Origin of the sequence: Streptomyces sp. NRRL S-87, from assembly GCF_000719335.1 — a bacterium.
GTDB lineage: Bacteria > Actinomycetota > Actinomycetes > Streptomycetales > Streptomycetaceae > Streptomyces.
In genome coordinates, this window is the sequence record NZ_JOGB01000029.1 from 1 (window position 1) to 24,164 (window position 24,164).

The window sequence follows — 24,164 nt, forward strand, 5'->3', positions numbered from 1 at the left end:
CCACCCCTGGGGCTTTGGGGCTTCGCCCTGGCCTGCGGCCACCCCAGGCCCGGGCCTGCCTCCGGACCAGCCTGCCATGACGCCTCAAGAGGCTTCCCCGCACACCACGGGACGGCCCACTCCCTCGGAAGCTCGGGCCCGGATGACGGTGACCGGCGGGCCGGGGGTGGAGCGGGTCAGCAGGGGCGCTTCCGCAGCTCCATCACGTAGTCGTGCGGGGCGCCCGCGGACTCGGCCGCGTCCGCGATCTCGCCGAGGTAGCGCGCCGAGGGCAGACCGCCCTCGTAGCCGTTGAGCACGTACACCCAGGCCGCCTCCTCGCCGTCGAGGGTGTGCACCCGGACCCGCATGCGGCGGTAGATGTCGAGCCCGACGCCCTCCCAGCGGTCCATGGACTCCTCGTCGGGCGGAGCGATGTCGTACAGGGCGACGAAGACCTGCGAGCGGGGGGCCTCGACGACGGTGGCCAGCGCGCCTTCCCAGCCCATCTGCTCACCGCCGAAGGTGAGCCGCCAGCCGTTGATCCAGCCCGTGCCACGCAGCGGGGAGTGCGGTGCGCGGCGGGTCATCAGCCGCGCGTCGAGGTTGCCGGCGTACGCGGCGTAGAGCGACATGGTGTCGAGGGTACGGGAGGGGCGGCCGTGGGTGCTGTGCGCGCGGTCACCGGATTCGGCGCCCGGGACGCCGGCCCCCCGGCCCCGGGGGGCGAGCCCGGGCCCGGAATGCGGGACAATGCTGTACGGACAGCATCCCCCGGGGAGAGAACCCCCGGACCCCCCGGCCGGGGCGGCAGCCGGCCGGGAAGACGTGAGGCGGACTTTTCGTGACCCGGATCGTGATCATCGGCGGCGGACCCGGCGGGTATGAGGCGGCGCTGGTAGGCGCCCAGCTCGGCGCGGAGGTGACCGTCGTCGACTGCGACGGTCTGGGCGGGGCGTCGGTGCTCACCGACTGCGTGCCCTCGAAGACCCTCATCGCGACGGCCGAGGTGATGACCACCTTCGACTCGTCGTACGAGGAACTCGGCATCGTCGTCGCCGACGACACCCCGCCGCTGGAGGAGGCGGCCCGGGTGCACGGCGTGGACCTCGGCAAGGTCAACCGGCGCGTGAAGCGCCTGGCGCTGGCCCAGTCGCACGACATCACCGCCTCCGTGACCCGTGCCGGCGCCAAGGTGCTGCGCGGCCGCGGCAAGCTCGGCGGCCCGCAGGGCATCGACGGCACCCGCGACGTGATCGTCACGGCCGCCGACGGCACCGAGACGATCCTGACCGCCGACGCGGTGCTCATCGCCACGGGCGGCCACCCGCGCGAGATTCCCGACGCCCAGCCGGACGGCGAGCGGATCCTCAACTGGACGCAGGTGTACGACCTGGAGGAGACGCCCGAGGAGCTCATCGTGGTCGGCTCCGGCGTCACCGGCGCCGAGTTCGCCGGCGCGTACCAGGCGCTCGGCTCGCGCGTCACGCTCGTCTCCTCCCGCGACCGCGTGCTGCCGGGCGAGGACCCGGACGCGGCCGCCGTCCTGGAGGACGTCTTCCGCCGCCGCGGCATGAACGTCATCTCGCGCGCCCGCGCCGAGTCCGCCAAGCGGGTCGGCGACCGCGTCGAGGTCACGCTCGCCGACGGGCGCGTCATCTCCGGCACGCACTGCCTGATGGCGGTCGGCGCGATCCCGAACACCGCGGACATGAACCTGGAGGAGTCCGGGGTCAAGCTCAAGGAGTCGGGCCACATCTGGACCGACAAGGTCTCCCGCACCACCGCGCCCGGCGTGTACGCGGCCGGCGACGTGACCGGCATCTTCGCGCTGGCCTCGGTGGCGGCCATGCAGGGCCGCATCGCGATGTACCACTTCCTCGGTGACGCGGTGGCCCCGCTCAACCTGAAGACCGTCTCCTCGAACGTCTTCACCGACCCCGAGATCGCCACGGTCGGCTACACGCAGGCCGACGTCGACGCCGGCAAGATCGAGGCCCGTACGGTCAAGCTGCCCCTGCTGCGCAACCCGCGCGCGAAGATGCAGGGCATCCGGGACGGCTTCGTGAAGATGTTCTGCCGCCCGGGCACCGGGATCGTGGTGGGCGGCGTGGTCGTCGCGCCGCGCGCCAGCGAACTGATTCACCCCATCTCGATCGCGGTCGACAACAACCTGACGGTCGAGCAGATCGCAAACGCGTTCACCGTGTACCCCTCGCTGTCGGGATCGGTCGCCGAGGTCGCCCGCCAGCTGCACACCCGCAAGCTCGCCGGCGAGGCGTAGGCCGCGCCAATCGCCGCCGCCCTCAAGGGCATTGGGGCGGGGTGACGGGGCGTGGGGCGCGGCGGCCGAAGTCGCGTGCGCGTATATACCACTCGTCACCCCGCTGTGCGGACAACTTCGGTAATCCGGCGCAAAGAGCTGAAAGCAGACGGTCGTTGGGGTTACTGTCAGTTTCGTGTTCGCTGCAGAACGTCGCCAACTGATTCTCGAAATGGTGCGTGCCAACGGAGCGGTCTCGCTCCGGGAGCTCGCCCGCGTCGTCCAGACCTCCGAAGTGACCGTACGGCGGGACGTGCGGGCACTGGAGGCAGAAGGACTCCTCGACCGCCGGCACGGCGGTGCGGTCTTGCCGGGCGGATTCACGCGAGAGTCCGGCTTTCCGCAAAAGTCCCATCTCGCGACGGCGGAGAAGACCGCCATTGCCGATGTCGCTGCCGGCCTCGTCGAAGAAGGCGAGGCCGTCGTCGTCGGCGCGGGCACCACGACGCAGGAGCTGGCCCGCCGGCTCGCCCGGGTGCCCGGACTGACCGTCGTCACCAACTCCCTGCTGGTGGCCCAGGCCCTGGCGCACGCCAACCGGGTCGAGGTCGTGATGACCGGCGGCACCCTGCGCGGTTCGAACTACGCGCTCGTCGGCAGCGGGGCGGAGCAGTCCCTGCAGGGGCTGCGGGTCTCGCGGGCCTTCCTCAGCGGCAGCGGGCTGACCGCGGAGCGGGGCCTGTCGACCTCGAACATGCTCTCGGCGAGCGTCGACCGGGCGCTGGTGCAGGCCGCGGCGGAGGTGGTCGTGCTGGCGGACCACACGAAGCTCGGCACCGACACCATGTTCCAGACGGTGCCGACCGACGTGATCACGCGGCTGGTCACCGACGAGCCGCCGGGACACGACGACCGGGCGCAGACCGAGCTCCAGGCCCTGGCGGACCAAGGGGTGCAGGTCACGGTGGCCGGGACGTCCGTCGCCCCCGGCGACGCGCTGCCGGGTCGTCGGCCGCGGCGCGAGTCACCGCTGCCGGTCCAGCGCCGGGGCGGGCCCAGCGTGCCGCTGCGGGCCGCCCCGCTGGGCGACCCCGGCGAGCGGGCGCGGGTCGCGGACCTCCGGAGGCGGTAGGCGGGGGCCCGGGGGCCGGCGGCGGCCGACAGGGCCGGCCGGGGCCGTTCCGGCGGCCTCCCGGACGTACGAGGAAGGCCCCCGCCCGGAGTGGGCGGGGGCCTTCACCTTCATGCCGTCAGGGCGTGCGACGTCAGTCCTTGATCTCGCAGATCAGGGCGCCGGAGGTGACGGAGGCGCCGACCTCGGCGGCCAGGCCCTTGATGGTGCCCGAACGGTGCGCGTTGAGGGGCTGCTCCATCTTCATGGCCTCGAGGACCACGACGAGGTCGCCCTCCTTGACCTCCTGGCCCTCCTCGACCGCGACCTTGACGATCGTGCCCTGCATGGGCGAGGCGAGGCTGTCGCCGGAGGCCGCCGGGCCGGACTTCTTGGCCGCGCGGCGCTTCGGCTTGGCGCCACCGGCGGCCGCCGTACGGGCCAGGGTCATGCCCAGCGAGGACGGCAGGGAGACCTCGAGGCGCTTGCCGCCGACCTCGACGACCACCGTCTCGCGGCCCGGCTCCTCCTCGGCCTCCTCGCCCGCGGGGGCCGCGAACGGGGTGATCTCGTTGACGAACTCGGTCTCGATCCAGCGGGTGTGGACCTTGAACGGGCCGCCGTCGGTGGGGGCGAAGGCGGGGTCGGCGACGACCGCGCGGTGGAAGGGGATGGCGGTGGCCATGCCCTCGACCTGGAACTCCGCCAGCGCACGCGCCGCGCGCTGCAGCGCCTGCTCACGGGTGGCGCCGGTGACGATCAGCTTGGCCAGGAGCGAGTCCCAGGCCGGGCCGATGACCGAACCGGACTCCACGCCGGCGTCCAGGCGCACGCCCGGGCCGGTCGGCGGGGCGAACAGGGTGACGGTGCCCGGGGCGGGCAGGAAGTTGCGGCCCGGGTCCTCACCGTTGATGCGGAACTCGAACGAGTGTCCGCGCAGGGCCGGGTCGTCGTAACCCAGCTCCTCGCCGTCGGCGATGCGGAACATCTCCCGCACCAGGTCGATGCCCGAGACCTCCTCGGTGACCGGGTGCTCCACCTGCAGACGGGTGTTGACCTCGAGGAACGAGATCGTGCCGTCCATACCGACGAGGAACTCGACCGTGCCGGCGCCGACGTAGCCGGCCTCCTTCAGGATCGCCTTCGAGGCCGCGTACAGCTCCGCGTTCTGCGCCTCGGACAGGAACGGGGCCGGGGCCTCCTCCACCAGCTTCTGGTGGCGGCGCTGCAGCGAGCAGTCACGGGTGGAGACGACGACCACGTTGCCGTGGGAGTCGGCCAGGCACTGGGTCTCCACGTGCCGCGGCTTGTCCAGGTAGCGCTCCACGAAGCACTCGCCCCGGCCGAAGGCCGCGACGGCCTCGCGGACGGCGGAGTCGTAGAGCTCCGGCACCTCTTCGAGGGTGCGGGCGACCTTCAGGCCGCGGCCGCCACCACCGAAGGCGGCCTTGATCGCGATGGGCAGGCCGTGCTCGCGGGCGAACGCCACGACCTCGTCGGCACCCGAGACCGGGTCCGGAGTACCGGCGACCAGCGGGGCGCCGGCACGCTGGGCGATGTGCCGGGCGGCGACCTTGTCGCCCAGGTCCCGGATCGCCTGCGGCGGCGGACCGATCCACGTCAGCCCCGCGTCCAGGACGGCCTGGGCGAAGTCGGCGTTCTCGGAGAGGAAGCCGTATCCCGGATGGACGGCGTCTGCTCCCGAATCGGCTGCGGCCTGCAGCACCTTGGCCACGTCCAGATAGCTGGTGGCCGGGGTGTCACCGCCCAGCGCGAACGCCTCGTCGGCCGCACGGACATGCAGAGCGTCCCGGTCCGGATCGGCGTAGACCGCTACGCTCGCGATTCCGGCATCCCGGCACGCCCGGGCCACGCGGACAGCGATTTCGCCACGGTTGGCGATGAGCACCTTGCGCACGATGTCTCCCTCCTTGAAACAAGCTGAGTTTAGGGACAGGCCACACGACGTATCGACCCGTCCCCAACGGTGACCTTGCCCACACGGAGTGTTCTTCGAGGCTGCGTCGAGTCGCGAAAAGCCTTGTGGCGACCCGGACCAGGGAAATCCCCGACTGCACAGTAACCCCGTCGCATGGTCGGGGTCTCTGTGCCCTGGTGCAGCGGCCCGGCGGGTTTCTTTGTGGGGACCCTACGAAGCGCCCTGACATTCTTTGCCGCGCGGGCCCCGCTTGGGGAAGTCGTGACGAACCCGTGTGCACCTCTTGTCCGCACGTTTACTCGTTAGTAGCCTCCGGGGCGTCGAACGTACGCATCAGACCGCACGCATGCCCGGACGGGGGTGGGGCTCGGTGTTCCGCAGGCTCGCGGCGGGTGCCGCCGCGATCGCGCTGTTCCTGGAGGCCGTCGGCCTCGTGGTGGTGCACCTCGTGCTGGGCACGGCGGTGGACCGCCAGTCGATGTCGATCGCCGGCATGGGCCCCGACCTGATGTCCGGAGCCACCTACGGCATGGGCGCGCTGATGGGCGCGTTCGTGGCGCTCTGCGGCCTCCTGCTGCTGGTCACGGCCGTCCGGGACCGGGCCCCCGGCCGGGTCGCCCGGATCCTGCTCGTCCTCTGCGCGGTCACCGACGCGGTGCTCGGCGCCCTGGTGGTGGGCATGGTCGGCTGGCCAGCGTTCGCCCTCATGATGCTGATCCTCGGGCTGGTCGTGCTCACCCTGGTGGCGTACGGGAAGCGGGACGCGGACGGCGCTGCCGGGACCCCGCCCGAGCCGGGGGCGGGTGCCCCGGAGGGAGGCGCGCCGGAGGCGGGCGTGGCGCCCGCCTAGCCGGCTCCGCGGGCGCGGTCAGGCCCTCAGGTCCACAGCTCGGTGATCGAGATGCCCAGCTCGCCCAGCAGGGCGCGCAGCAGCGGAAGTGACAGGCCGATGACGTTGCCGGGGTCGCCGTCGATGCCCTCGACGAAGGGCGCCGAGCGGCCGTCCAGCGTGAACGCACCCGCGACGTGCAGCGGCTCGCCGCTGGCCACGTAGGCCTCGACCTCCGCGTCCGTGGGCTCGCCGAAGCGCACGGTGGTCGAGGCCGTCGCCGAGACCTGCCGGCCGGTGGCCGTGTCGATGACGCAGTGGCCGGTGCGCAGGACACCCGAACGGCCCCGCATGGACTTCCAGCGCGCCAGGGCGTCCGCCGCGTCGTCCGGCTTGCCCAGGGCCTCCCCGTCGAGCTCCAGCACCGAGTCGCAGCCGATCACCAGCGCGCCCCGCGCTTCGTCGAGACCCGCCACCACGGAGGCCTTCGCCTCGGCCAGGACGAGGGCGAGTTCGCCGGGCGTGTCGGCGCTCAGGGCGTCCTCGTCCACCCCGCTGACGATGACGTGCGGGGCGAGGCCGGCCTGCTGGAGCAGGTTGAGCCGGGCGGGGGAGGCGGAGGCCAGGACGAGCCGGCGCGATTCAGTCATGCGGCCCATCGTAGGAGGCCCTCCGGAGGCCGCTCAGCGGATCCCGAGGACGTAGACCACCACGACCATCGCCACCACGATGACCAGCGTCATGCGGCGGAGCATGGCCTGGGCCTCGCGCATGTCCTTCGGCGGCTCGTCTTTCGGGTCGGACCAGAGCATGCTCCGATCCTCGCGCCGCGGACGCCCGTGGCGCCTGAGTACGGGTACTCAGGCGCCACGGGTGACGCACCGGGCTAGGCGGGCCAGTACGTACGTCCCCACGCCCGCGGACCGGGCTGGGGGAACCCGGCGCGGGCCACCCGCGCCGGGTCGGACCAGCCGTCCGCCACGCGGGGCGCGCCCGACGGCGCCGAGGCCAGCGCCGCCGCGCGCGCTTGGACCACCGCCAGTGCGGCGGCCAACTCCTCGGGCGTCGGGTTGCCCTTCAGGACCTTGATCATGGTGGTGTCCCTCTCCAGGAGCCCTACAGGGGGATGTTGCCGTGCTTCTTCGGCGGCAGGGACTCGCGCTTGGTCCGCAGCTGGCGCAGACCGCGCACGATGTGGCGGCGCGTGTCGGACGGCATGATCACCGCGTCGACGTAACCGCGCTCGGCCGCGATGTACGGGTTGAGCAGGGTGTCCTCGTACTCGGTGATGAGCCGGGCGCGCGTGGCGTCGCCGTCTCCGGCGGCCTCCGCCTCGGCGATGGTGCGCCGGTGCAGGATGTTGACCGCGCCCTGCGCGCCCATGACCGCGATCTGGGCGGTCGGCCAGGCCAGGTTGAGGTCGGCGCCCAGGTGCTTGGAGCCCATGACGTCGTACGCGCCGCCGAAGGCCTTGCGGGTGATGACGGTGATGAGCGGGACGGTGGCCTCGGCGTAGGCGTAGATCAGCTTGGCGCCGCGCCGGATGATGCCGCCGTACTCCTGGTCCACGCCCGGCAGGAAGCCGGGGACGTCGACGAAGGTCAGGACCGGGATGTTGAAGGCGTCGCAGGTGCGGACGAACCGGGCCGCCTTCTCGGAGGCGTCGATGTCCAGGCAGCCGGCGAACTGCATCGGCTGGTTGGCGACCACGCCCACCGGGTAGCCCTCGACGCGTCCGAAGCCGGTGACGATGTTCGGGGCGAACAGCGCCTGGGTCTCGAGGAATTCGGCGTCGTCGACGACGTGCTCGATGACGGTGCGGATGTCGTACGGCTGGTTGGCGCTGTCCGGGACGATCGTGTCCAGCTCCAGGTCCTCGCCCGACACCTCGAGGTCCGCCTCCTCCGGGAAGGCGGGCGGCTCCGAGAGGTTGTTCGACGGGAGGTAGGACAGCAGCGACTTGACGTACTCGATCGCGTCCTTCTCGTCCCCGGCCATGTGGTGGGCCACGCCCGAGGTGGCGTTGTGGGTGCGGGCGCCACCGAGCTCCTCGAAGCCCACGTCCTCGCCGGTGACCGTCTTGATGACGTCCGGGCCGGTGATGAACATGTGCGAGGTCTTGTCCACCATCACCGTGAAGTCGGTGATCGCGGGGGAGTAGACCGCGCCGCCGGCGCACGGGCCCACGACCAGCGAGATCTGCGGGATCACGCCGGAGGCGTGGGTGTTGCGGCGGAAGATCTCGCCGTACATGCCGAGGGCCATGACGCCCTCCTGGATGCGGGCACCGCCGGAGTCGTTGATGCCGATGACCGGGCAGCCGGTCTTCAGCGCGAAGTCCATGACCTTCATGATCTTCTGGCCGAAGACCTCGCCGAGCGAGCCGCCGAGGACCGTGAAGTCCTGCGAGAACACCGCGACGGGACGGCCGTCGACGGTGCCGTAGCCCGTCACGACGCCGTCGCCGTACGGGCGGTTCTTCTCCATGCCGAAATCCGTGGAGCGGTGCCGGGCGAACTCGTCCAACTCCACGAACGACCCCTCGTCGAGGAGGAGGTCGATGCGCTCACGGGCCGTCAACTTGCCCTTGGAGTGCTGCTTTTCCACGGCGCGCTCGGATCCGGCGTGCACCGCCTGGTCGATGCGGCGCTGCAGATCGGCGAGCTTCCCCGCGGTGGTGTGGATGTCGATCGGCGCTGAGGGTTCTGACATCGGGGTCGCGGCTCCCTGCCTGGTCAACCGGATGGCTACTGGCACGTAGCGTAGTGCTGCGCATGGCGCTCCACACTGCGGCGTTTACCACACCTAATGTGGCTTGCATGACGCCTTCGGATGCCTCATCTGCCGCTTCGTCCCCTGATTCCCCTTCCGCTCCGGGCGGCGGTCCGTCGTCCGCGCCCGGCCCGGGCCGCTGGTCCGACCTCGACCGGCCGCCGCTGAACGCCGCCGCGCTGCGCCGGGCCCTCGTGGAGCCCGCGGGGCTGTGGACGTCCCTGGAGGTGGTGCCCAGTACGGGGTCCACCAACACCGACCTCGCCGCCCGCGCCGCGGAGCTGTCCGAGGGCGCCGTGCTGGTCGCCGAGGAGCAGACCGCCGGCCGCGGCCGGCTCGACCGCAGCTGGACGGCCCCGGCCCGCTCCGGCCTGTTCTTCTCCGTCCTGCTCGAGCCGACCGGCGTGCCGGTGGAGCAGTGGGGGTGGCTGCCGCTGCTGGCCGGGGTGGCCACGGCCGAGGCGGTGGCCCGCACCGCGGGCGTGGACACCGCGCTGAAGTGGCCCAACGACGTCCTGGTGACGGTGGAGGGGGAGGAGCGCAAGACCGGCGGCATCCTCGCCGAGCGCGCGGGCGACGGCATCGTGGTCGGCATCGGGCTCAACGTCACGCTGAGTGCCGACGAGCTGCCGGTCCCGGGCGCCGGGTCGCTGGCCCTGGCGAAGGCCGCCGGCACTGACCGGGATCCGCTGCTGCGCGCCGTGCTGCGCTCGCTGGAGGCCTGGTACGGGCACTGGCGCGCGGCCGGGGGCGACGCCGCGCGCAGCGGCGTGCTGGAGGCCTACACGGCCGGGTGCGCGACGCTGGGCCGACGGGTACGGGCCGACCTGCCGGGCGGGCGCGAGGTGGTCGGGCGGGCGGAGGCCCTGGACGCCGACGGACGGCTGGTGATCGTCACCGACGGGGGCGGGCGCGAGACCGTCGGCGCGGGCGACGTGGTCCACCTGCGCGGGGAGCGCTGAGACGGCCGTGGGCCGGTGCCCGGGCCGGCGTATGACCGTTCGTGCGGCGGCCGGCGCGGGCGGGTCCACGGAAGTCGGCGGTTTCGGGACGGAGCGAGGAGTGAGCTACGGCACACCTGCCGTATGGTTTAGGCGGTCGCCAGTGCCACCGGCGATCACCCGGCTCGGTGGGGCAGTGTGCACGGAATGGACAGGAGGCGGCCCTTGACCGTCGACGACACGGCTTCCGGCGCGTCCAACACTCCTGTTACCGGCGGGAACGGCCAGGGCGGCGGGCAGGCGGGCGGCCACTCCGGCAACCCGTCCGGCCCGATCGGCCCCGAGCAGCACACCCCGCACCACGAGGTCGACCACACGGCCGAGCCCACCGCCGACCCGCTCGCCATCCGTCTGGAGCAGCTGATCCTCGGCGCCGAGCGCCGGTACACCCCCTTCCAGGCGGCCCGGACCGCCGGGGTGTCGATGGAGCTGGCCTCCCGCTTCTGGCGGGCCATGGGCTTCGCGGACATCGGACAGGCCCGCGCCCTGACCGAGGCGGACGTCCTCGCGCTGCGGCGGCTGGCCGGCCTGGTGGAGGCCGGGCTGCTCAGCGAGCCGATGGCGGTGCAGGTGGCCCGTTCCACCGGCCAGACCACGGCCCGGCTGGCCGAATGGCAGATCGACTCCTTCCTGGAGGGGCTGACGGAGCCGCCGGAGCCGGGGATGACCCGGACCGAGGTCACCTACCCGCTGGTGGAGCTGCTGCTGCCGGAGCTGGAGGAGTTCCTCGTCTACGTCTGGCGGCGGCAGCTGGCCGCCGCGACGGGCCGCGTGGTGCAGGCCGCGGACGACGAGGAGATGGTCGACAGGCGGCTCGCGGTCGGCTTCGCCGACCTCGTCGGCTTCACGCGGCTCACCCGACGCCTCGAGGAGGAGGAGCTCGGCGAGCTGGTCGAGTCCTTCGAGACCACGGCCGCCGACCTGGTGGCCGCGCACGGCGGCCGGCTGATCAAGACCCTCGGCGACGAGGTGCTCTTCTGCGCCGACGACGCGGGCACGGCGGCGGAGATCGCGCTGCGCCTCATCGGGACGCTGGGCAACGACGAGTCGATGCCGGAGCTCCGGGTGGGCATCGCGTTCGGAACGGTCACCACGCGCATGGGCGACGTCTTCGGCACGACGGTGAACCTGGCCAGCCGGCTCACGTCGATAGCGCCGAAGGACTCGGTGCTGGTCGACGGGGCGCTGGCGCTGGAGCTGGGGCGGACGGGCGACGCGCCCGTCTCGGAGAAGGCCGCGGAGCAGGAGGAGGCCGAGGGCGCCTCGTACCGGTTCGCGCTCCAGCCGATGTGGCAGCGGCCGGTCCGCGGACTGGGCATCGTGGAGCCCTGGCTGCTGACGCGCAGGGCCCCTAAGATCCCCGGTTGACGAGATAACGGTCGTTAACCGGGAGGGCCAGGATGGCCGAGCAGGCTGAGCAGGCGGAGCAGCGCTTCGGAGAGTTCGTCGCGGTACGGCGGGAGGGCGAGGGCCACGTCGCCGAGCTCGTCCTGGACCGGCCCAAGGCGATGAACGCGGTCTCCACCGAGATGGCCCGCTCGATCATCGCGGCCTGCGACGCGCTGGCCGCGGATCCGACGGTGCGCGTGGTGGTGCTGACCTCGACGCACGAGCGGGCCTTCTGCGTGGGCGCGGACCTCAAGGAGCGCAACTCCTTCACCGACGCGGACCTGCGGCGCCAGCGGCCGACCACGCGCGCCTCGTACACCGGCGTGCTGGAGCTGCCGATGCCGACGATCGCGGCGGTGCACGGCTTCGCGCTGGGCGGCGGCTTCGAGCTCGCGCTGTCCTGCGACGTGATCGTGGCGGACGAGACGGCGCTGGTCGGTCTCCCCGAGGTCTCGGTGGGCGTCATCCCCGGTGGCGGCGGTACGCAGCTGCTGCCGCGCCGGGTCGGGGCGGCGCGGGCGGCGGAGCTGATCTTCTCGGCGCGCCGGGTCGAGGCGCCGGAGGCGGCCGCGCTGGGGCTCGTCGACGAGCTGGTCGAGGCGGGGCGGGACCGGGAGCGGGCCCTGGAGCTGGCCGCGACCATCGCCGGCAACTCCCCGGTGGGGCTGCGGGCCGCGAAGCGCGCGCTGCGGCTGGGGCAGGGGTTGGACCTGCGGGCCGGTCTGGAGGTCGAGGACGCCGCGTGGCGGACGGTGGCGTTCTCGGGCGACCGCGCGGAGGGCGTCGCGGCCTTCAACGAGAAGCGCAAGCCGAACTGGCCGGGCGAGTAACCGCTTCCGACCCGGGTGCGCAGGGTCCGTCCGGCCCCGCACACCCGGGCCGTCGACTCATGGCCGCAGGCCCTGCAGCAGGCCACGGGCAGTAGTCGCCACGGGACCGGATGTCGTACTCGATGTCCCCGAATCGGACAATCATCCCTAATCTGGGGTGATGGGAGTGGATGGGCGGTTGCGGGCCGTAGTGGCCCTCGCGCAGGCCATGGCGGCGGCGGCCACGCCGAACGAGGCCGTACGGGCGGCCGCGCGCGGGGCGCGGCGGGCGATGGACGGTTCCTTCGCCGCCGTCTCCGCCTGGGAGCGGGAGCGCGGCCGGCTGCGCGTCCTGGTCAACGAGGGCGACCGGGCCGCGGACGAGGAGGAGTTCCCGCAGGACGAGTCCTATCCCGTCCACGACTTCCCCGAGATCACCGAGTTCCTGCACGAGCGGTGGGCCGGCGGGGGCGGCCCGCACGCCTGGGTCGAGACCGCCACCGGCGCCGGCAACCGCGCCGCGGGCCTCAAGCGCCGCGGCCGCGGCAGCTGCGTGGTCGCCCCGCTGGTGCTGCACGGCCGGGCGTGGGGCGAGCTGTACGTGGCCCGGACGGCGGGGAGCGCGCTGTTCGGTGTCGAGGACGCCGAGTTCGCCACCGTCCTCGCGGCCGTCGTCGCCGCCGGCCTGGCGCAGAGCGAGCGCCTGGAGGAGGTCCGCCGGCTGGCCTTCACCGATCCGCTGACCGGCCTGGCCAACCGCCGCGCGGTGGACATGGCCCTGGACGAGGCCCTGGAGCGGCACCGCGCGGACGGTTCCGTGGTGAGCCTGGTGGTCTGCGACCTCAACGGGCTCAAGCGGGTCAACGACACCCTGGGGCACGCCACCGGCGACCGGCTGCTGGAGCGTTTCGGGTCGGTGCTGTCGCTGTGCGGCGCCATGCTCCCCGGGGCCCTGGCCGCCCGTCTCGGCGGGGACGAGTTCTGCCTGGTGTCCGTCGGGCCCGGCTCGGACGCCGTGGTCGAGGCCGCCGAGCAGCTGTGCGCCCGGGCCGCCGATCTGGAGCTCGGTGAGGGCGTGGCCTGCGGGATCGCCTCGACGGGCGATCCGATCGGGCCGGTGCGGTCCTCCCGGCGGCTGTTCCGGCTGGCGGACGCGGCCCAGTACAAGGCCAAGGCCGCGCGTTCGCCGAAGCCGGTCGTCGCGGGCCGTGACACCGCCGTCGTCCCGCTCGCGGACGCCCCGCAGCCCGGTTCGCCCGAGCGCCGCCGCTTCCGCGGCCGGGCGGGCGACGACTGGCCGTCGGCGCCGTCGTGAGCGGCGTACGACCGCGCTCGGCCACTTGTGGCCGCCCCCCTAGTGACATGAAGCGATTCAATCCGTAGGGTGCTGAATATGGATATGCACACTGTCGTGGTGGGGACGTCCGGTACCACCGCTGCCGACGTCATCGCCGTGGCCCGCGGCAACGCTCGCATCGAGCTGTCCGACGAGGCCCTGGGCGCGCTCGCCCGGGCCCGCGGGATCGTGGACGCCCTGGCCGCCAAGCCCGAACCCGTCTACGGGGTGTCCACCGGATTCGGCGCGCTGGCCACCCGGCACATCAACCATGACCTCCGCGCCCAGCTGCAGCGCAACATCGTCCGCTCCCACGCGGCCGGCATGGGCCCGCGCGTCGAGCGCGAGGTCGTCCGTGCCCTGATGTTCCTGCGCCTGAAGACCGTGGCCTCCGGCCACACCGGCGTACGCCCCGAGGTCGCCCAGACCATGGCCGACGTCCTCAACGCGGGCATCACGCCCGTCGTGCACGAGTACGGCTCCCTCGGCTGCTCCGGCGACCTCGCCCCGCTCTCGCACTGCGCCCTGACCCTGATGGGCGAGGGCGACGCGGAGGGCCCCGACGGCGCCGTCCGCCCGGCCGGCGAACTGCTCGCCGAGGCCGGCATCGCCCCCGTCGAGCTGAAGGAGAAGGAGGGCCTGGCCCTCCTCAACGGCACGGACGGCATGCTCGGCATGCTGTGCATGGCCATCGCCGACCTCAAGAAGCTCTACACGTCGGCCGACATCACCGCCGCCCTGAGCCTCGAGGCCCTGCTCGGCACCGAGAAGGTGCTCGCCCCCGAGCTGCACGCCATCCGCCCGCACCCGGGCCAGGGCGACTCCGCCGCGAACATGCTCGCCGTCCTGCAGGGCTCCGGCCTGACCGGCCACCACCAGGACGACTCCCCGCGCGTCCAGGACGCCTACTCCGTGCGCTGCGCCCCGCAGGTGGCCGGCGCCGGCCGCGACACCGTCACCCACGCCGAGCTGGTCGCCTCCCGCGAGCTGGCCTCCGCGGTCGACAACCCGGTCGTGCTGCCCGACGGCCGCGTGGAGTCCAACGGCAACTTCCACGGCGCGCCCGTGGCGTACGTCCTGGACTTCCTGGCCATCGCCGCCGCCGACCTCGGCTCCATCGCCGAGCGCCGCACCGACCGCCTGCTGGACAAGAACCGCAGCCACGGCCTGCCGCCGTTCCTCGCGGACGACGCCGGCGTCGACTCGGGCCTGATGATCGCCCAGTACACGCAGGCCGCGCTGGTCAGCGAGATGAAGCGGCTGGCCGTACCGGCCTCCGCCGACTCCATCCCGTCCTCCGCGATGCAGGAGGACCACGTCTCGATGGGCTGGTCCGCCGCCCGCAAGCTGCGCACCGCGGTCGACAACCTCACCCGGATCGTGGCCATCGAGCTGTACGCCGCCACGCGTGCGATCGAGCTGCGCGCCGAGCACCACCTCACGCCGGCACCGGCCAGCCGGGCCGCCATCGACGCCGCCCGCGCGGCGGGCGTCCAGGGCCCCGGTCCCGACCGTTTCCTGGCCCCCGACCTGGCCGCCGCCGACGCCTTCGTGCGCTCCGGCGCGCTGGTCGAGGCCGTCGAGGCCGTGACGGGCCCGCTGGCCTGACGGGCCCGCCGAGTCGCGCGAGAGGGGCCGCCCCGGACGAAAAGTCCGGGGCGGCCCCTCTTCCGCGTCTGCGGGCCGCGCGACCCCGGGGGCGCCCCTACGGGCGGCCCGGCTGCTCGGCACGGGCCCGGCGGGCCGAGAAGGCCACGAAGCCCGCCCCGGCCACCAGGAACGCCGTTCCGCCGAGCAGGTACGGGGACGTGTCCACGCCCCCGGTGTCCGCCAGCGCCAGCTCCGTCGGGGCGTCCGCGGGAGCCGCGGCGGGTATCGCCCCGGTGGCTGCCGTGACCCCGGCCGTCCCGGTCGCTCCGGCGACCCCGGCGGTTGCGGTGCGTACGGAAGCGGAATCCGCGGAGCGGGGAGCCGCGGCGGGCTGCTCCGGGGTCGCGTTGGCGTTGGGGACGAACCAGAGGGCGGTGAGAAGGGTGCCCGCTCCGATGGCGGTGAGAAGCGGTCGACGTGCGAACACGGTGCGATCCCCCTTGTGGCAGCAGCGAATTGGCCGTGTGCCGCCGATGCTAATGAAAGGGGCGGGTCGTGGGAAAGGCGGGGCCCCCACGGGCATACCCTCCCAGCCATGAGTACCTCTGAGTCATCACAGTACGTACGCCTTCGCGTCGATTTGGTGTTGGAGATCCCGGAACCGGAGGCTCTGACCGGCGCCGCGCTGGAGCGCATCGCGGCCGACGAGTTCATGCCGGACGAGGAGCGCAGCCATGCCGAGGCCGCCGTGCGGGAGGACGAAGCGGAAGCCCTCGCGTACCTCGTCGACCCCTTCGACCTGATCGCCGAGGTGCCCGGCGTCGAGCTCGCCCAGGCCTCGTGGAGCACCGAGCCCGTGGAATACGACCCCGACTCCATGGAGTGGGACACGGGAGAGGAGGATGGTCCCCTCGAACACGACGACGCCGACACCCACCGGGAACCGTAGGACGGGAGCCGGCCCCGTGGGGTTTCCCACAGTTCCGCGAACTGTGGAACCGATCTCCCGCAGACTGGCGTATGTGTAGCGAGGCGGGGCGGTCCAGGAGGGCCTCCCCGCCCGGGGTTTCCCGGGGGTCATCCGGCAACGATGGAGAGACGTGTGAGGACGGACAGCAAGCGGCGGCGCAGGGCCCTGGCGGCCGCGTCCGCGCTGCTCGGCGGGGTACTGGTGCTGACGGCGTGCGGCGGCGGTGACGACGCGGGGACGGGCAGTGGCGACGGCACGAAGAAGTCGCAGTCGGACGCCGACGCGGCCGCGGCGGCGAACTCGTCCCAGGCCCGAATATCCATCAAGCCGAAGAACGGCGCCACGAACGTCGGCATCAACAACGACGCCTCCGTCACGGTGACCGACGGCACCCTGACCCAGGTCGACTTCAAGACCGCCGAGGGCGCCGACGTCGAGGGCGAGATCTCCGCCGACGGCAAGAGCTGGAAGCCGGCCTCGAAGCTCAAGCGCGCCACGAAGTACACCCTGTCGGCCACCGCCAAGGACGCGGAGGGCCGCGAGGCGCACGAGAACGCGTCCTTCAGCACGGTCTCGCAGGCCAACAGCTTCGTCGGCCTCTTCACCCCCGAGGACGGCTCCACGGTCGGCGTGGGCATGCCCGTGTCGATCAACTTCGACAAGCCGATCAAGGACAAGAAGGCCGTCCAGTCGGCCATCGACGTCTCCTCCAGCGGCGGCCAGGAGGTCGTCGGCCACTGGTTCAACTCCCAGCGCCTCGACTTCCGCCCCGAGCAGTACTGGAAGGCGCACTCCACCGTCACGCTGAAGCTGAAGCTCGACGGCGTCGAGGGCGCCCCGGGCGTCTACGGCGTGCAGGAGCGCACCGTCACCTTCCAGATCGGCCGGAGCCAGGTCTCCGTCGTCGACGCGAAGAAGAAGACGATGCAGATCACCCGGGACGGCCAGGTCATCAAGACCGTCCCGATCTCGGCGGGCTCGCCGGAGAACCCGACGTACAACGGCCAGATGGTGATCTCCGAGAAGTTCAAGGAGACCCGGATGAACGGCGCCACCGTCGGCTTCACGGACGACAAGGGCAAGGGCGCGTACGACATCAAGGACGTGCCGCACGCCATGCGCCTGTCGACGTCCGGCACCTTCGTGCACGGCAACTACTGGGGCGACCGCTCGGTCTTCGGCAGCGTCAACACCAGCCACGGCTGCGTGGGCCTGGCCGACGTCAAGGGCGCCGGCGACCCGGACCAGCCGGCCGCCTGGTTCTTCAACAACTCCCTCATCGGCGACGTCGTCACCGTCACCAACTCCCCTGACCGCCAGATCAAGCCGGACAACGGCCTGAACGGCTGGAACATGAGCTGGTCGGAGTGGAAGGCCGGCTCCGCCGTCTGACCCCCCCGATCCTCCCCCGTACGCGCCGGTGGCGGCGGACTCCCCCGTGGGTCCGCCGCCACCGGCTTTCCGCGGCCACCGCCGCGCTCCGGGACGAGGGTCGGGACGTACGTCGGGACGCGCGTGGGACGCACCGTGGACGCCGTGGGACGGACGCGGGCGGCGCCCGTACTCCCGGCGGACCGTGCCCGCCAGCCCCTTCCCACGCCGTAGGACGGCCGTGGGACACCCCGTGGGAGGTGGACCCCGGGGTGCCGGAACGCGGCTAGGTTTCTCGCCGTCGGACGGCAACCCGCCGACCGCCAGCATCCGTTCGCATCCGATCGCTTCCGCTCGCATCGGACCGCACCCGGGGGGTCGACCCACACATGAAGCTCAAGCGCACGCTCGCCACGCTCGGCTCCGCCGCCGCGATGACCGTCGGCCTGATCGGCTTCAGCCCGGCCGCACACGCGGCCCTCCCCGGCTGCACCGACTACGCGATCTACTACAGCGGCTCCACCAACGCCTGGTACGCCAAGGTCCCCACGGTCGGCATCCAGGGCAACAACGACTGCACCCTGCGCGCCGGCGCCAGCGGCATGCAGGTGTACCACCTCCAGGACTCCCTGAGCTACTGCTACGGCCAGGACGTCGGCGGGTGGGACGGTGCCTTCGGCGCGAAGACGACGGCCGCCCTCAAGCGCGTCCAGGCGAGCCTCGGCCTCACCGCCGACGGCGTCTACGGCCCCCAGACCCGCGAGCGGATGAAGTGGCACTGGAGGAACATGGAGGGGGCCTACAACACCTGCAACACCCTCTCCGGCGCCGGCGCGCACTGACGATCCCCCCGTCTCCGGACGGGGAAACGGGGGCCCCGGCGAGGGCCGGGAGCGGGGTCACGGGAGCCAGACGTACCTGACGTCGGGCTCCCGCTCCTCGTTCCCGGAGCCGTCCGTCCGCTCCACGGCGGCGAAGCCGTGGCGCTCGTAGAAGCGCTGGGCGGGGGTGTTGACCTGGAACGTCCACAACTCGAGGCCCTCCGGCGAGAGTTCCTTGGCCAGGGCCACGAAGCGGTCACCGAGGCCGCGGCCGCGGTGCGCCGGGTCGAGGTAGAGCTGGTCGAGGACCCCGTCCGCGACGACCATCATCCCGGCCGCACCGCCGGCGGCGTCGCGGGCCAGGTGCGTGTTCCCGGCGGGCACGACCACGTACCGGAACCAGTCGCGCACCTCGTCGTCCGTGTGGGCGCGGCGCACGGACGGCAGCGCCGCGTCGTACGAGCGCAGCCAGACCCCGGCGACGGCCGCCGCGTCGGCCTCCGTGGCGGCGGGGGCGAGGGTGTACGCGGGCGTGGTCCGTGCGGGCTTCATCGGCTGCGGGTCTCCGGGGCGGGGTTCGTGGTCACGGTCTCGGCGGGGACCGGGGCACCGGCCCGCCACGAGGCGAGCAGCCGCAGGGCGTCCGCCGAGCCGGATCCCGGGTCGGCGTGGAACGTGACCAGGGACTGCTCGGGGCTGTCCGGCAACTTCAGCGTCTCGAACGCCAAGTGGACCTCGCCGACCAGCGGATGGCGAAGGGTTTTCCGGCCGTGCGTCTTGTCCGCGACCGTGTGGGCGGCCCACAGCGTGCGGAACTCCTCGTTCTTCACCGAGAGCTCGCCCACCAGCGCCGACAGCCTCGGGTCGTCGGGGTGGCAGCCCGCGTACAGGCGCAGTCCGCTGACCATCTCGCAGGCCCGGCAGGCCCAGTCGGCGTACAGCTCCTGCGCGGCCGGGTCGAGGAAGACCAGCCGTGCCATGTTGCGCTCCGCGACCGGCAGGGCGCCGAAGTCGCCGAAGACGGCGGCGGCCATGCGGTTCCAGGCCAGGATGTCGAGGCGGCGCCCGAGGACGTACGCGGGCACCCCCTCCATCGCCTCGAGAAGCCCCAGCAGCTCCGGCCGGACCTGCTGGGGCCGCTCGCTGTGCCGCTTGCGGCGGGCCCTGGGACTGGCCAGGTGGGTGAGGTGGGCGCGCTCGGTGTCGTCCAGGCGCAGCGCGCGGGCGATGGCGTCGAGGACCTCGGCGGAGACGTTCTGGCCGTGGCCCTGCTCCAGGCGCGTGTAGTACGTCAGCGACACCCCGGCCAGCTGCGCCAGCTCCTCGCGGCGCAGCCCCGGCACGCGGCGGGCGCGCCCGTACTCGGGCAGTCCGACGTCCTGGGGCTTGAGGCGGGCGCGCCGGGAGCGCAGGAACTCGCTCAGCTCGGCGCGCTGGTCCAGGGGGTCGTGGCGCTCCATGCCGCCAGTATCACCGGCCGGGGCCGGCGGCAGCCTGCCACCGGCGAGGGTAGGACCGGTGGACCTAGGCTCCGCAGGGGCCTGGGTGGCACCGGCCGGCTGCGGCATCGTTTCCCCCGGAACGGACGACATGAGGGCGCGGGCGCCGCGCCGGACGACGACGGACGAAGACGGAAGAAGAAGACGACGTGACCGAGAACGTGAACGCGACCGCGACCGGGACCGCCACCGAGAACGCGCCGGGGACCACGGCCGCGACCGCGGGCACGCGGGTGGCGGCCTGGGCGGCCCCCGCCCCCAAGGCCCCGCTGGAGCGGACCACGGTCCCGCGCCGTGCGGTCGGCGAGCACGACGTGCTCATCGAGATCAAGTACGCGGGCATCTGCCACTCCGACATCCACCAGGCCCGCGACGGCTGGGGCGAGGGCACCTTCCCCATGGTCCCGGGCCACGAGATCGCCGGCGTGGTCACCGCGGTGGGCGCGGGCGTGACCCGCTTCGCGGTCGGCGACCGGGTGGGGGTCGGCTGCTTCGTCGACTCCTGCCGCGCGTGTGAGTACTGCCTCGCGGGCCAGGAGCAGTACTGCGTGAAGGGCATGACCGGCACGTACAACGGCCGCGACAAGAACGGCGACCCCACGTACGGCGGCTACTCGACCCACATCGTGGTCGACGAGAACTACACCGTCCGCATCCCCGACGGGCTGGCGCTGGACGTGGCCGCCCCGCTGCTGTGCGCGGGCATCACGCTCTACTCGCCGCTCAGGCACTGGGGCGCGGGCCCGGGCAAGAAGGTCGCGATCGTGGGCCTGGGCGGCCTCGGCCACATGGGCGTCAAGATCGCGGCGGCGCTCGGTGCCGAGGTGACGGTGCTGTCGCAGTCGCTGCGCAAGAAGGACGACGGGCTCCGGCTCGGCGCCTCGCACTACTACGCCACCAGTGACGAGACCACCTTCCGCGACCTGGCGGGCACCTTCGACCTGGTCGTCTCGACCGTGTCGGCGCCGCTGGACCTCAACGCCTACCTCGGCCTGCTGAAGGTGGACGGGGCCCTGGTGAACGTGGGCGCCCCGGAGGAGGACGTCTCGCTGAACCTGTTCTCGGTCATCACCGGCCGCCGCACCCTGGCCGGCTCGATGATCGGCGGCATCGCCGAGACGCAGGAGATGCTGGACTTCTGCGCGGCGCACGGCCTGGGCGCCGAGATCGAGACGATCCGCGCGGACGAGATCAACACCGCCTACGAGCGGATCCTCTCCAGCGACGTCCGCTACCGCTTCGTCATCGACGCCGCCACCATCTGACCCCTCCTCCCCTCAGGGAGCCGCCCCGGCCCCGCCCCTGCTCCGCGGGAGCGGGCAGCCTAGCCACACCGTTCCCCGTGCCGGCATCCGAACGGGTGACGACACGGAGCGGGCGGGGTGGTGGTCGGGAGTGGTGGTGCGGGGAGGGGGTCAGGCGTCGGTCCTGGCGATGCCGATGGGGCAGGAGACGCCCGTGCCGCCGATGCCGCAGTAGCCGGCCGGGTTCTTGTCGAGGTACTGCTGGTGATACGCCTCCGCAGGCCAGAAGGGGCGCTCGGCGGCCGGCAGGACCGCCGTGGTGATCTGTCCGTACCCGGAGCGGGTCAGGACCTCCTGGTACGCCGTGCGGGAGGCCTCGGCCGCGGCCTGCTGGGCGGGGGAGTGGGTGTAGGCGGCCGAGCGGTACTGGGTGCCCACGTCGTTGCCCTGGCGGAAGCCCTGGGTCGGGTCGTGCGCCTCCCAGAAGACCTTCAGCAGCGTCTCGTACGACACGGCGGACGGGTCGAAGACCACGCGGACGACCTCCGTGTGGCCGGTCCCGCCCGAGCAGACCTCTTCGTACGTGGGGTTCTCGGTGTAGCCGCCCTGGTAGCCGACGAGCGTGGTCCACACGCCCGGGGTCTGCCAGAACTTGCGCTCGGCGCCCCAGAAGCAGCCCAGCCCGAAGTCGGCCACCTCCAGCCCGGCCGGGTAGGGCCCGGCCAGCGGGTTGCCCAGGACGGTGTGGGTGGACGGCAGGCTGAACAGGGCCTCCGAGCGCCCCGGGATCGCCTGCTCCGGGGTGGGCAGCTCAGGGGTACGACGGCCGTACAGCATGGGGTGGCTCCTCGGGGAAGACGGCGGGCGGTGTCGTGTCAACGTCCGCCCGCCGGTCTCGATTCCCGTGCCCGCGCCCGCGCCGGTGCCGGTGCCGGTTCCGGTTCCGGTACCGGTGCCCGTGCCGGGGCGGCCGGCCCCGGCGTCAGTGGGGGAGGGTGGCCGGGCTGCCGCCGTTGGCCTCGTAGCCGGCGACCGCGAGGGCGCGGTAGACCGCGTACTCGGCCGCCGGGTCCTCGCTGTGGGACCAGGGCAGCGCACCGACGTAGCCGTCCACGTGCCGGATCTGCTCCATGGCCTCGGCCCACCGCTCGCCGCGCACCAGGAACAGGATCAGCAGGTGGCGCACGTGCGCCAGCATCGGGTCGTCGGGCCGGGCCGAGTGGACGGCGTACAGGGCGCCCTCCATGGCCCGCGAGACCACCGCGCTGCCGTAGAAGTCCTGGACGAGGGCGATGTCGGGGAGGTGCTCGAAGACGCCGAAGAGGGGCAGCGCCGCCAGCAGCGAGCCGTGCGGGGCGCGGGCGGCGGCCGCGTGCGTGAAGGCGTCGGCCTTCTCCCGCGAACCGTGCCACTTCTCGCACCAGTAGTGAAGGGCCGCCAGGTGGGCCCCCATGTGCTCGGGCGCGCGGTCGATGACCTTGGCCCACAGCGCGTCGAACTCCCCCTCCGGGTACGCCAGGCCTCGCGCGACCGCCAGCTGCGTGATGTGCGGCACCGGGTCGCCGGGGGCCAGCAGGGCGGCCTCGTCGCAGGCCGTGCGCGCCTCCTCGAGGATGATCCGGTGGTCCTCGGAGCCGACCCCGCCCGAGGCCCGCCAGGCCTGCTGCACCAGGAACTCGGCGTGCACCTGTGCCCCGCCCGCGTCCTTGGGGGACTCCAGCCGCCAGGCCCGCAGCCAGGCCGCGCCGACGCCGGGCCGCTGGGCGAGCTCCAGGGAGGCCGCGCCCGCGAAGGCCTGCACGCGCTGCCAGCGCACCTCGCCCTCCTTGGGCGTGCCGGCCAGCAGCTGGGAGGCCGCCCGCCAGTCCTGGCTGCGCTGCACCAGCTCCAGTACGTCCATCAGGTCCCGGTCGGGACCGGGGACGCGGATGTCGAGTTCCTCCTGGCGTACGAAGCCGTAGTCCGCCGGGTCGGCGGCATCGGGGGCACCGGGGTGGGTCAGCCGGATGCCACCGCCGTTGCGACGCCGCACGTAGGGGACGACGACGGCGGCGAGCATGCCCACCGCGATCAGGAACCACAGGATCTCCATGGCTCAAGCGTTCCATACCCGGCCGGCTCTCCCCGCGGCCCGGGTGCGTCCGCCATTTGACCGGGGCGGGAGGGCCGTTCCTGAGCCGACCACGTGAATGTGCGGGGAACACCCGTGGATACCGGACCAGAGCGTCGTTTCTGCACTTTGTCCGCATTTAGCATCTCCCGCGCAGGCCTGCCCGGCCTGATCAAGCCGAAGGAGAAAACGCGCATGCGCATGCGGAGTGCAGTCTCGATCACCCTGGGCGCCCTGGCCCTTTCCGTCGCGCTGCCGGCCGCGGCGTTCGCGGCCGACACGGAGACCTTCAGTTACTACGTGCCCGGCGCCGAGAACTCCGCGGTCGCGCAGATCCAGAACCCGAACGGCGAGACCTGCTACGAACTCGAGGCGGTCCCGGAGGGCAAGCTTCCGGAGCGGCTCGCGAACGGCACCCGGGTCACCGCGTTCGTCTTCGAGGGCCCGCACTGCGAGGGGGAGGCGTTCGAACTCACCCCCGGTGAGGACCGCGCCGAGCGGGACCTCCCCGCCCTGTCCGTGGCCTTCGCCGACCGCGCGGAGGGCGCCCCGCAGACCCTGCCCGCCCCGCAGACCCCGACCACCGCGCCGGGCCGGCCCGCCGCCCAGCCGGCGAAGCCCGGCGACGACGACCCGGAGCAGGGCACGGAGCAGGGCGCGGACCAGGGTGCGGACGACGGCCTGGAGGACGGGATGGAGGAGGGCGCCGACCCGGGCTCCGGCATGGACGAGGGCCTCGACCAGGGACAGGAGCCGGGTCAGGGCCAGGAGCCGGGTCAGGGTCAGGAGCCCGGCCAGGAGCAGCAGCCGGGCGAGGGCCAGGAGCCGGGTCAGGAGCAGGAGCCGGGTCAGGAGCAGCAGCCGGGTGAGGAGGCCGGGCCGGCCGAGCAGGCCCGCCCCGATGACCAGCCGCAGGAGCAGGAGGAGGAGGGCACGCTCGCCGCGCAGCCCCGGCGCGACGAGCGGACGGCCGCCGCCGACGACCTCGGCGCCGCCGAGATGGCCGGCTTCGCCGAGGAGATGGTCCACGCCTGGGGCTGACCGGACCGCCGCCCGGGTCCGACCGGACCGCCGCCCGGGTCCGACCGGACGGGAGCCCGCCCGGGGAACTGGCAGCCCCGGGCGGGGCCC

Annotated in this window: 24 protein-coding genes; 13 read left to right on the forward strand and 11 right to left on the reverse strand. The window is 73.0% G+C overall.

Features of this window, described 5'->3' with window-relative positions:
* Positions 1–176: 176 nt before the first annotated feature.
* Positions 177–614 carry a gamma-glutamylcyclotransferase gene (locus IF43_RS0119470; protein WP_030202005.1) on the reverse strand — a complete coding sequence of 146 codons (438 nt, stop codon included), beginning with the start codon at positions 612–614 and terminating at the stop codon, positions 177–179.
* A 209-nt stretch (positions 615–823) separates the two neighbouring features.
* On the opposite strand from IF43_RS0119470, the gene IF43_RS0119475 reads away from it, so the two are divergent.
* Together IF43_RS0119475 and IF43_RS0119480 are read left to right on the forward strand one after the other, a co-directional pair.
* On the forward strand, positions 824–2,263 hold the full coding sequence (locus tag IF43_RS0119475) for an NAD(P)H-quinone dehydrogenase (protein ID WP_030202008.1): 1,440 nt from the start codon (positions 824–826) through the stop codon (positions 2,261–2,263).
* A 175-nt stretch (positions 2,264–2,438) separates the two neighbouring features.
* Positions 2,439–3,374: a DeoR/GlpR family DNA-binding transcription regulator gene (locus tag IF43_RS0119480; RefSeq protein WP_078910290.1), complete on the forward strand. Its 936-nt coding sequence runs from the start codon at positions 2,439–2,441 to the stop codon at positions 3,372–3,374.
* A 133-nt stretch (positions 3,375–3,507) separates the two neighbouring features.
* Here the strand turns inward: IF43_RS0119480 and IF43_RS0119485 are convergent, their stop codons facing one another.
* Positions 3,508–5,271 carry a biotin carboxylase N-terminal domain-containing protein gene (locus IF43_RS0119485; RefSeq protein WP_030202014.1) on the reverse strand — a complete coding sequence of 588 codons (1,764 nt, stop codon included), beginning with the start codon at positions 5,269–5,271 and terminating at the stop codon, positions 3,508–3,510.
* A 367-nt stretch (positions 5,272–5,638) separates the two neighbouring features.
* Here IF43_RS0119485 and IF43_RS0119490 point away from each other — a divergent pair, with 367 nt between their 5' ends.
* Positions 5,639–6,142, forward strand: a complete 504-nt coding sequence (locus tag IF43_RS0119490; protein ID WP_030202017.1) for a hypothetical protein — start codon at positions 5,639–5,641, stop codon at positions 6,140–6,142.
* A gap of 26 nt (positions 6,143–6,168) precedes the next feature.
* On the opposite strand, the gene IF43_RS0119495 is transcribed toward IF43_RS0119490, so the two are convergent.
* The 4 genes from IF43_RS0119495 to IF43_RS0119510 form a co-directional block, all read right to left on the reverse strand.
* Positions 6,169–6,780 (reverse strand): nucleoside triphosphate pyrophosphatase, encoded by a 612-nt coding sequence (locus tag IF43_RS0119495; protein ID WP_030202020.1) that lies wholly within the window; start codon positions 6,778–6,780, stop codon positions 6,169–6,171.
* 24 nt (positions 6,781–6,804) lie between these two features.
* Entirely contained in the window at positions 6,805–6,933 is a 129-nt protein-coding gene (gene mmpB / locus IF43_RS43520; protein ID WP_267884793.1) for a morphogenic membrane protein MmpB, read from the reverse strand.
* Between the two features lie 74 nt (positions 6,934–7,007).
* A complete protein-coding gene (locus tag IF43_RS0119505; protein ID WP_030202021.1) occupies positions 7,008–7,214 on the reverse strand; it encodes an acyl-CoA carboxylase epsilon subunit in 207 nt (68 codons plus the stop codon).
* Between the two features lie 23 nt (positions 7,215–7,237).
* Positions 7,238–8,833 (reverse strand): acyl-CoA carboxylase subunit beta, encoded by a 1,596-nt coding sequence (locus tag IF43_RS0119510; RefSeq protein WP_030202024.1) that lies wholly within the window; start codon positions 8,831–8,833, stop codon positions 7,238–7,240.
* A gap of 107 nt (positions 8,834–8,940) precedes the next feature.
* Between IF43_RS0119510 and IF43_RS0119515 the strand changes: the two genes are divergently transcribed.
* From IF43_RS0119515 to hutH, 5 genes are all read left to right on the forward strand, one after another.
* On the forward strand, positions 8,941–9,855 hold the full coding sequence (locus IF43_RS0119515) for a biotin--[acetyl-CoA-carboxylase] ligase (RefSeq protein ID WP_030202026.1): 915 nt from the start codon (positions 8,941–8,943) through the stop codon (positions 9,853–9,855).
* A 204-nt stretch (positions 9,856–10,059) separates the two neighbouring features.
* The gene (locus IF43_RS0119520; protein WP_030202029.1) at positions 10,060–11,262 is read left to right on the forward strand and encodes an adenylate/guanylate cyclase domain-containing protein; all 1,203 of its coding nucleotides are present in this window, start codon (positions 10,060–10,062) and stop codon (positions 11,260–11,262) included.
* A gap of 32 nt (positions 11,263–11,294) precedes the next feature.
* The gene (locus IF43_RS0119525; RefSeq protein ID WP_030202030.1) at positions 11,295–12,113 is read left to right on the forward strand and encodes an enoyl-CoA hydratase/isomerase family protein; all 819 of its coding nucleotides are present in this window, start codon (positions 11,295–11,297) and stop codon (positions 12,111–12,113) included.
* Between the two features lie 160 nt (positions 12,114–12,273).
* Positions 12,274–13,407, forward strand: a complete 1,134-nt coding sequence (locus IF43_RS0119530; protein ID WP_030202034.1) for a GGDEF domain-containing protein — start codon at positions 12,274–12,276, stop codon at positions 13,405–13,407.
* An 84-nt stretch (positions 13,408–13,491) separates the two neighbouring features.
* Positions 13,492–15,036, forward strand: a complete 1,545-nt coding sequence (gene hutH / locus IF43_RS0119535; RefSeq protein WP_030202037.1) for a histidine ammonia-lyase — start codon at positions 13,492–13,494, stop codon at positions 15,034–15,036.
* Between the two features lie 97 nt (positions 15,037–15,133).
* Here the strand turns inward: hutH and IF43_RS0119540 are convergent, their stop codons facing one another.
* Entirely contained in the window at positions 15,134–15,505 is a 372-nt protein-coding gene (locus IF43_RS0119540; protein WP_030202039.1) for a hypothetical protein, read from the reverse strand.
* Between the two features lie 108 nt (positions 15,506–15,613).
* On the opposite strand from IF43_RS0119540, the gene IF43_RS0119545 reads away from it, so the two are divergent.
* From IF43_RS0119545 to IF43_RS42155, 3 genes are all read left to right on the forward strand, one after another.
* A complete protein-coding gene (locus tag IF43_RS0119545) occupies positions 15,614–15,967 on the forward strand; it encodes a hypothetical protein (protein ID WP_078910291.1) in 354 nt (117 codons plus the stop codon).
* Positions 15,968–16,108: 141 nt separating this feature from the next.
* Positions 16,109–17,380 (forward strand): Ig-like domain-containing protein, encoded by a 1,272-nt coding sequence (locus IF43_RS0119550; RefSeq protein ID WP_030202044.1) that lies wholly within the window; start codon positions 16,109–16,111, stop codon positions 17,378–17,380.
* Between the two features lie 368 nt (positions 17,381–17,748).
* Complete coding sequence (locus tag IF43_RS42155) at positions 17,749–18,201, forward strand: peptidoglycan-binding protein (RefSeq protein WP_030202045.1); 453 nt, start codon at positions 17,749–17,751, stop codon at positions 18,199–18,201.
* 57 nt (positions 18,202–18,258) lie between these two features.
* Here IF43_RS42155 and IF43_RS0119560 read toward each other — a convergent pair whose 3' ends face one another.
* Together IF43_RS0119560 and IF43_RS0119565 are read right to left on the reverse strand one after the other, a co-directional pair.
* The gene (locus IF43_RS0119560) at positions 18,259–18,732 is read right to left on the reverse strand and encodes an N-acetyltransferase (RefSeq protein ID WP_030202047.1); all 474 of its coding nucleotides are present in this window, start codon (positions 18,730–18,732) and stop codon (positions 18,259–18,261) included.
* On the reverse strand, positions 18,729–19,640 hold the full coding sequence (locus IF43_RS0119565; protein WP_051795645.1) for a helix-turn-helix domain-containing protein: 912 nt from the start codon (positions 19,638–19,640) through the stop codon (positions 18,729–18,731). The genes IF43_RS0119560 and IF43_RS0119565 overlap by 4 nt, the downstream gene beginning before the upstream one ends.
* Before the next feature lie 272 nt (positions 19,641–19,912).
* Here IF43_RS0119565 and IF43_RS0119570 point away from each other — a divergent pair, with 272 nt between their 5' ends.
* A complete protein-coding gene (locus IF43_RS0119570; RefSeq protein WP_030202056.1) occupies positions 19,913–20,944 on the forward strand; it encodes an NAD(P)-dependent alcohol dehydrogenase in 1,032 nt (343 codons plus the stop codon).
* A 150-nt stretch (positions 20,945–21,094) separates the two neighbouring features.
* Here the strand turns inward: IF43_RS0119570 and msrA are convergent, their stop codons facing one another.
* On the reverse strand, positions 21,095–21,760 hold the full coding sequence (gene msrA, locus IF43_RS0119575; protein ID WP_030202058.1) for a peptide-methionine (S)-S-oxide reductase MsrA: 666 nt from the start codon (positions 21,758–21,760) through the stop codon (positions 21,095–21,097).
* A gap of 145 nt (positions 21,761–21,905) precedes the next feature.
* Positions 21,906–23,015 (reverse strand): hypothetical protein, encoded by a 1,110-nt coding sequence (locus IF43_RS0119580; protein ID WP_030202061.1) that lies wholly within the window; start codon positions 23,013–23,015, stop codon positions 21,906–21,908.
* A gap of 213 nt (positions 23,016–23,228) precedes the next feature.
* Here IF43_RS0119580 and IF43_RS0119585 point away from each other — a divergent pair, with 213 nt between their 5' ends.
* The gene (locus IF43_RS0119585; RefSeq protein WP_030202064.1) at positions 23,229–24,074 is read left to right on the forward strand and encodes a hypothetical protein; all 846 of its coding nucleotides are present in this window, start codon (positions 23,229–23,231) and stop codon (positions 24,072–24,074) included.
* Positions 24,075–24,164: the final 90 nt, after the last annotated feature.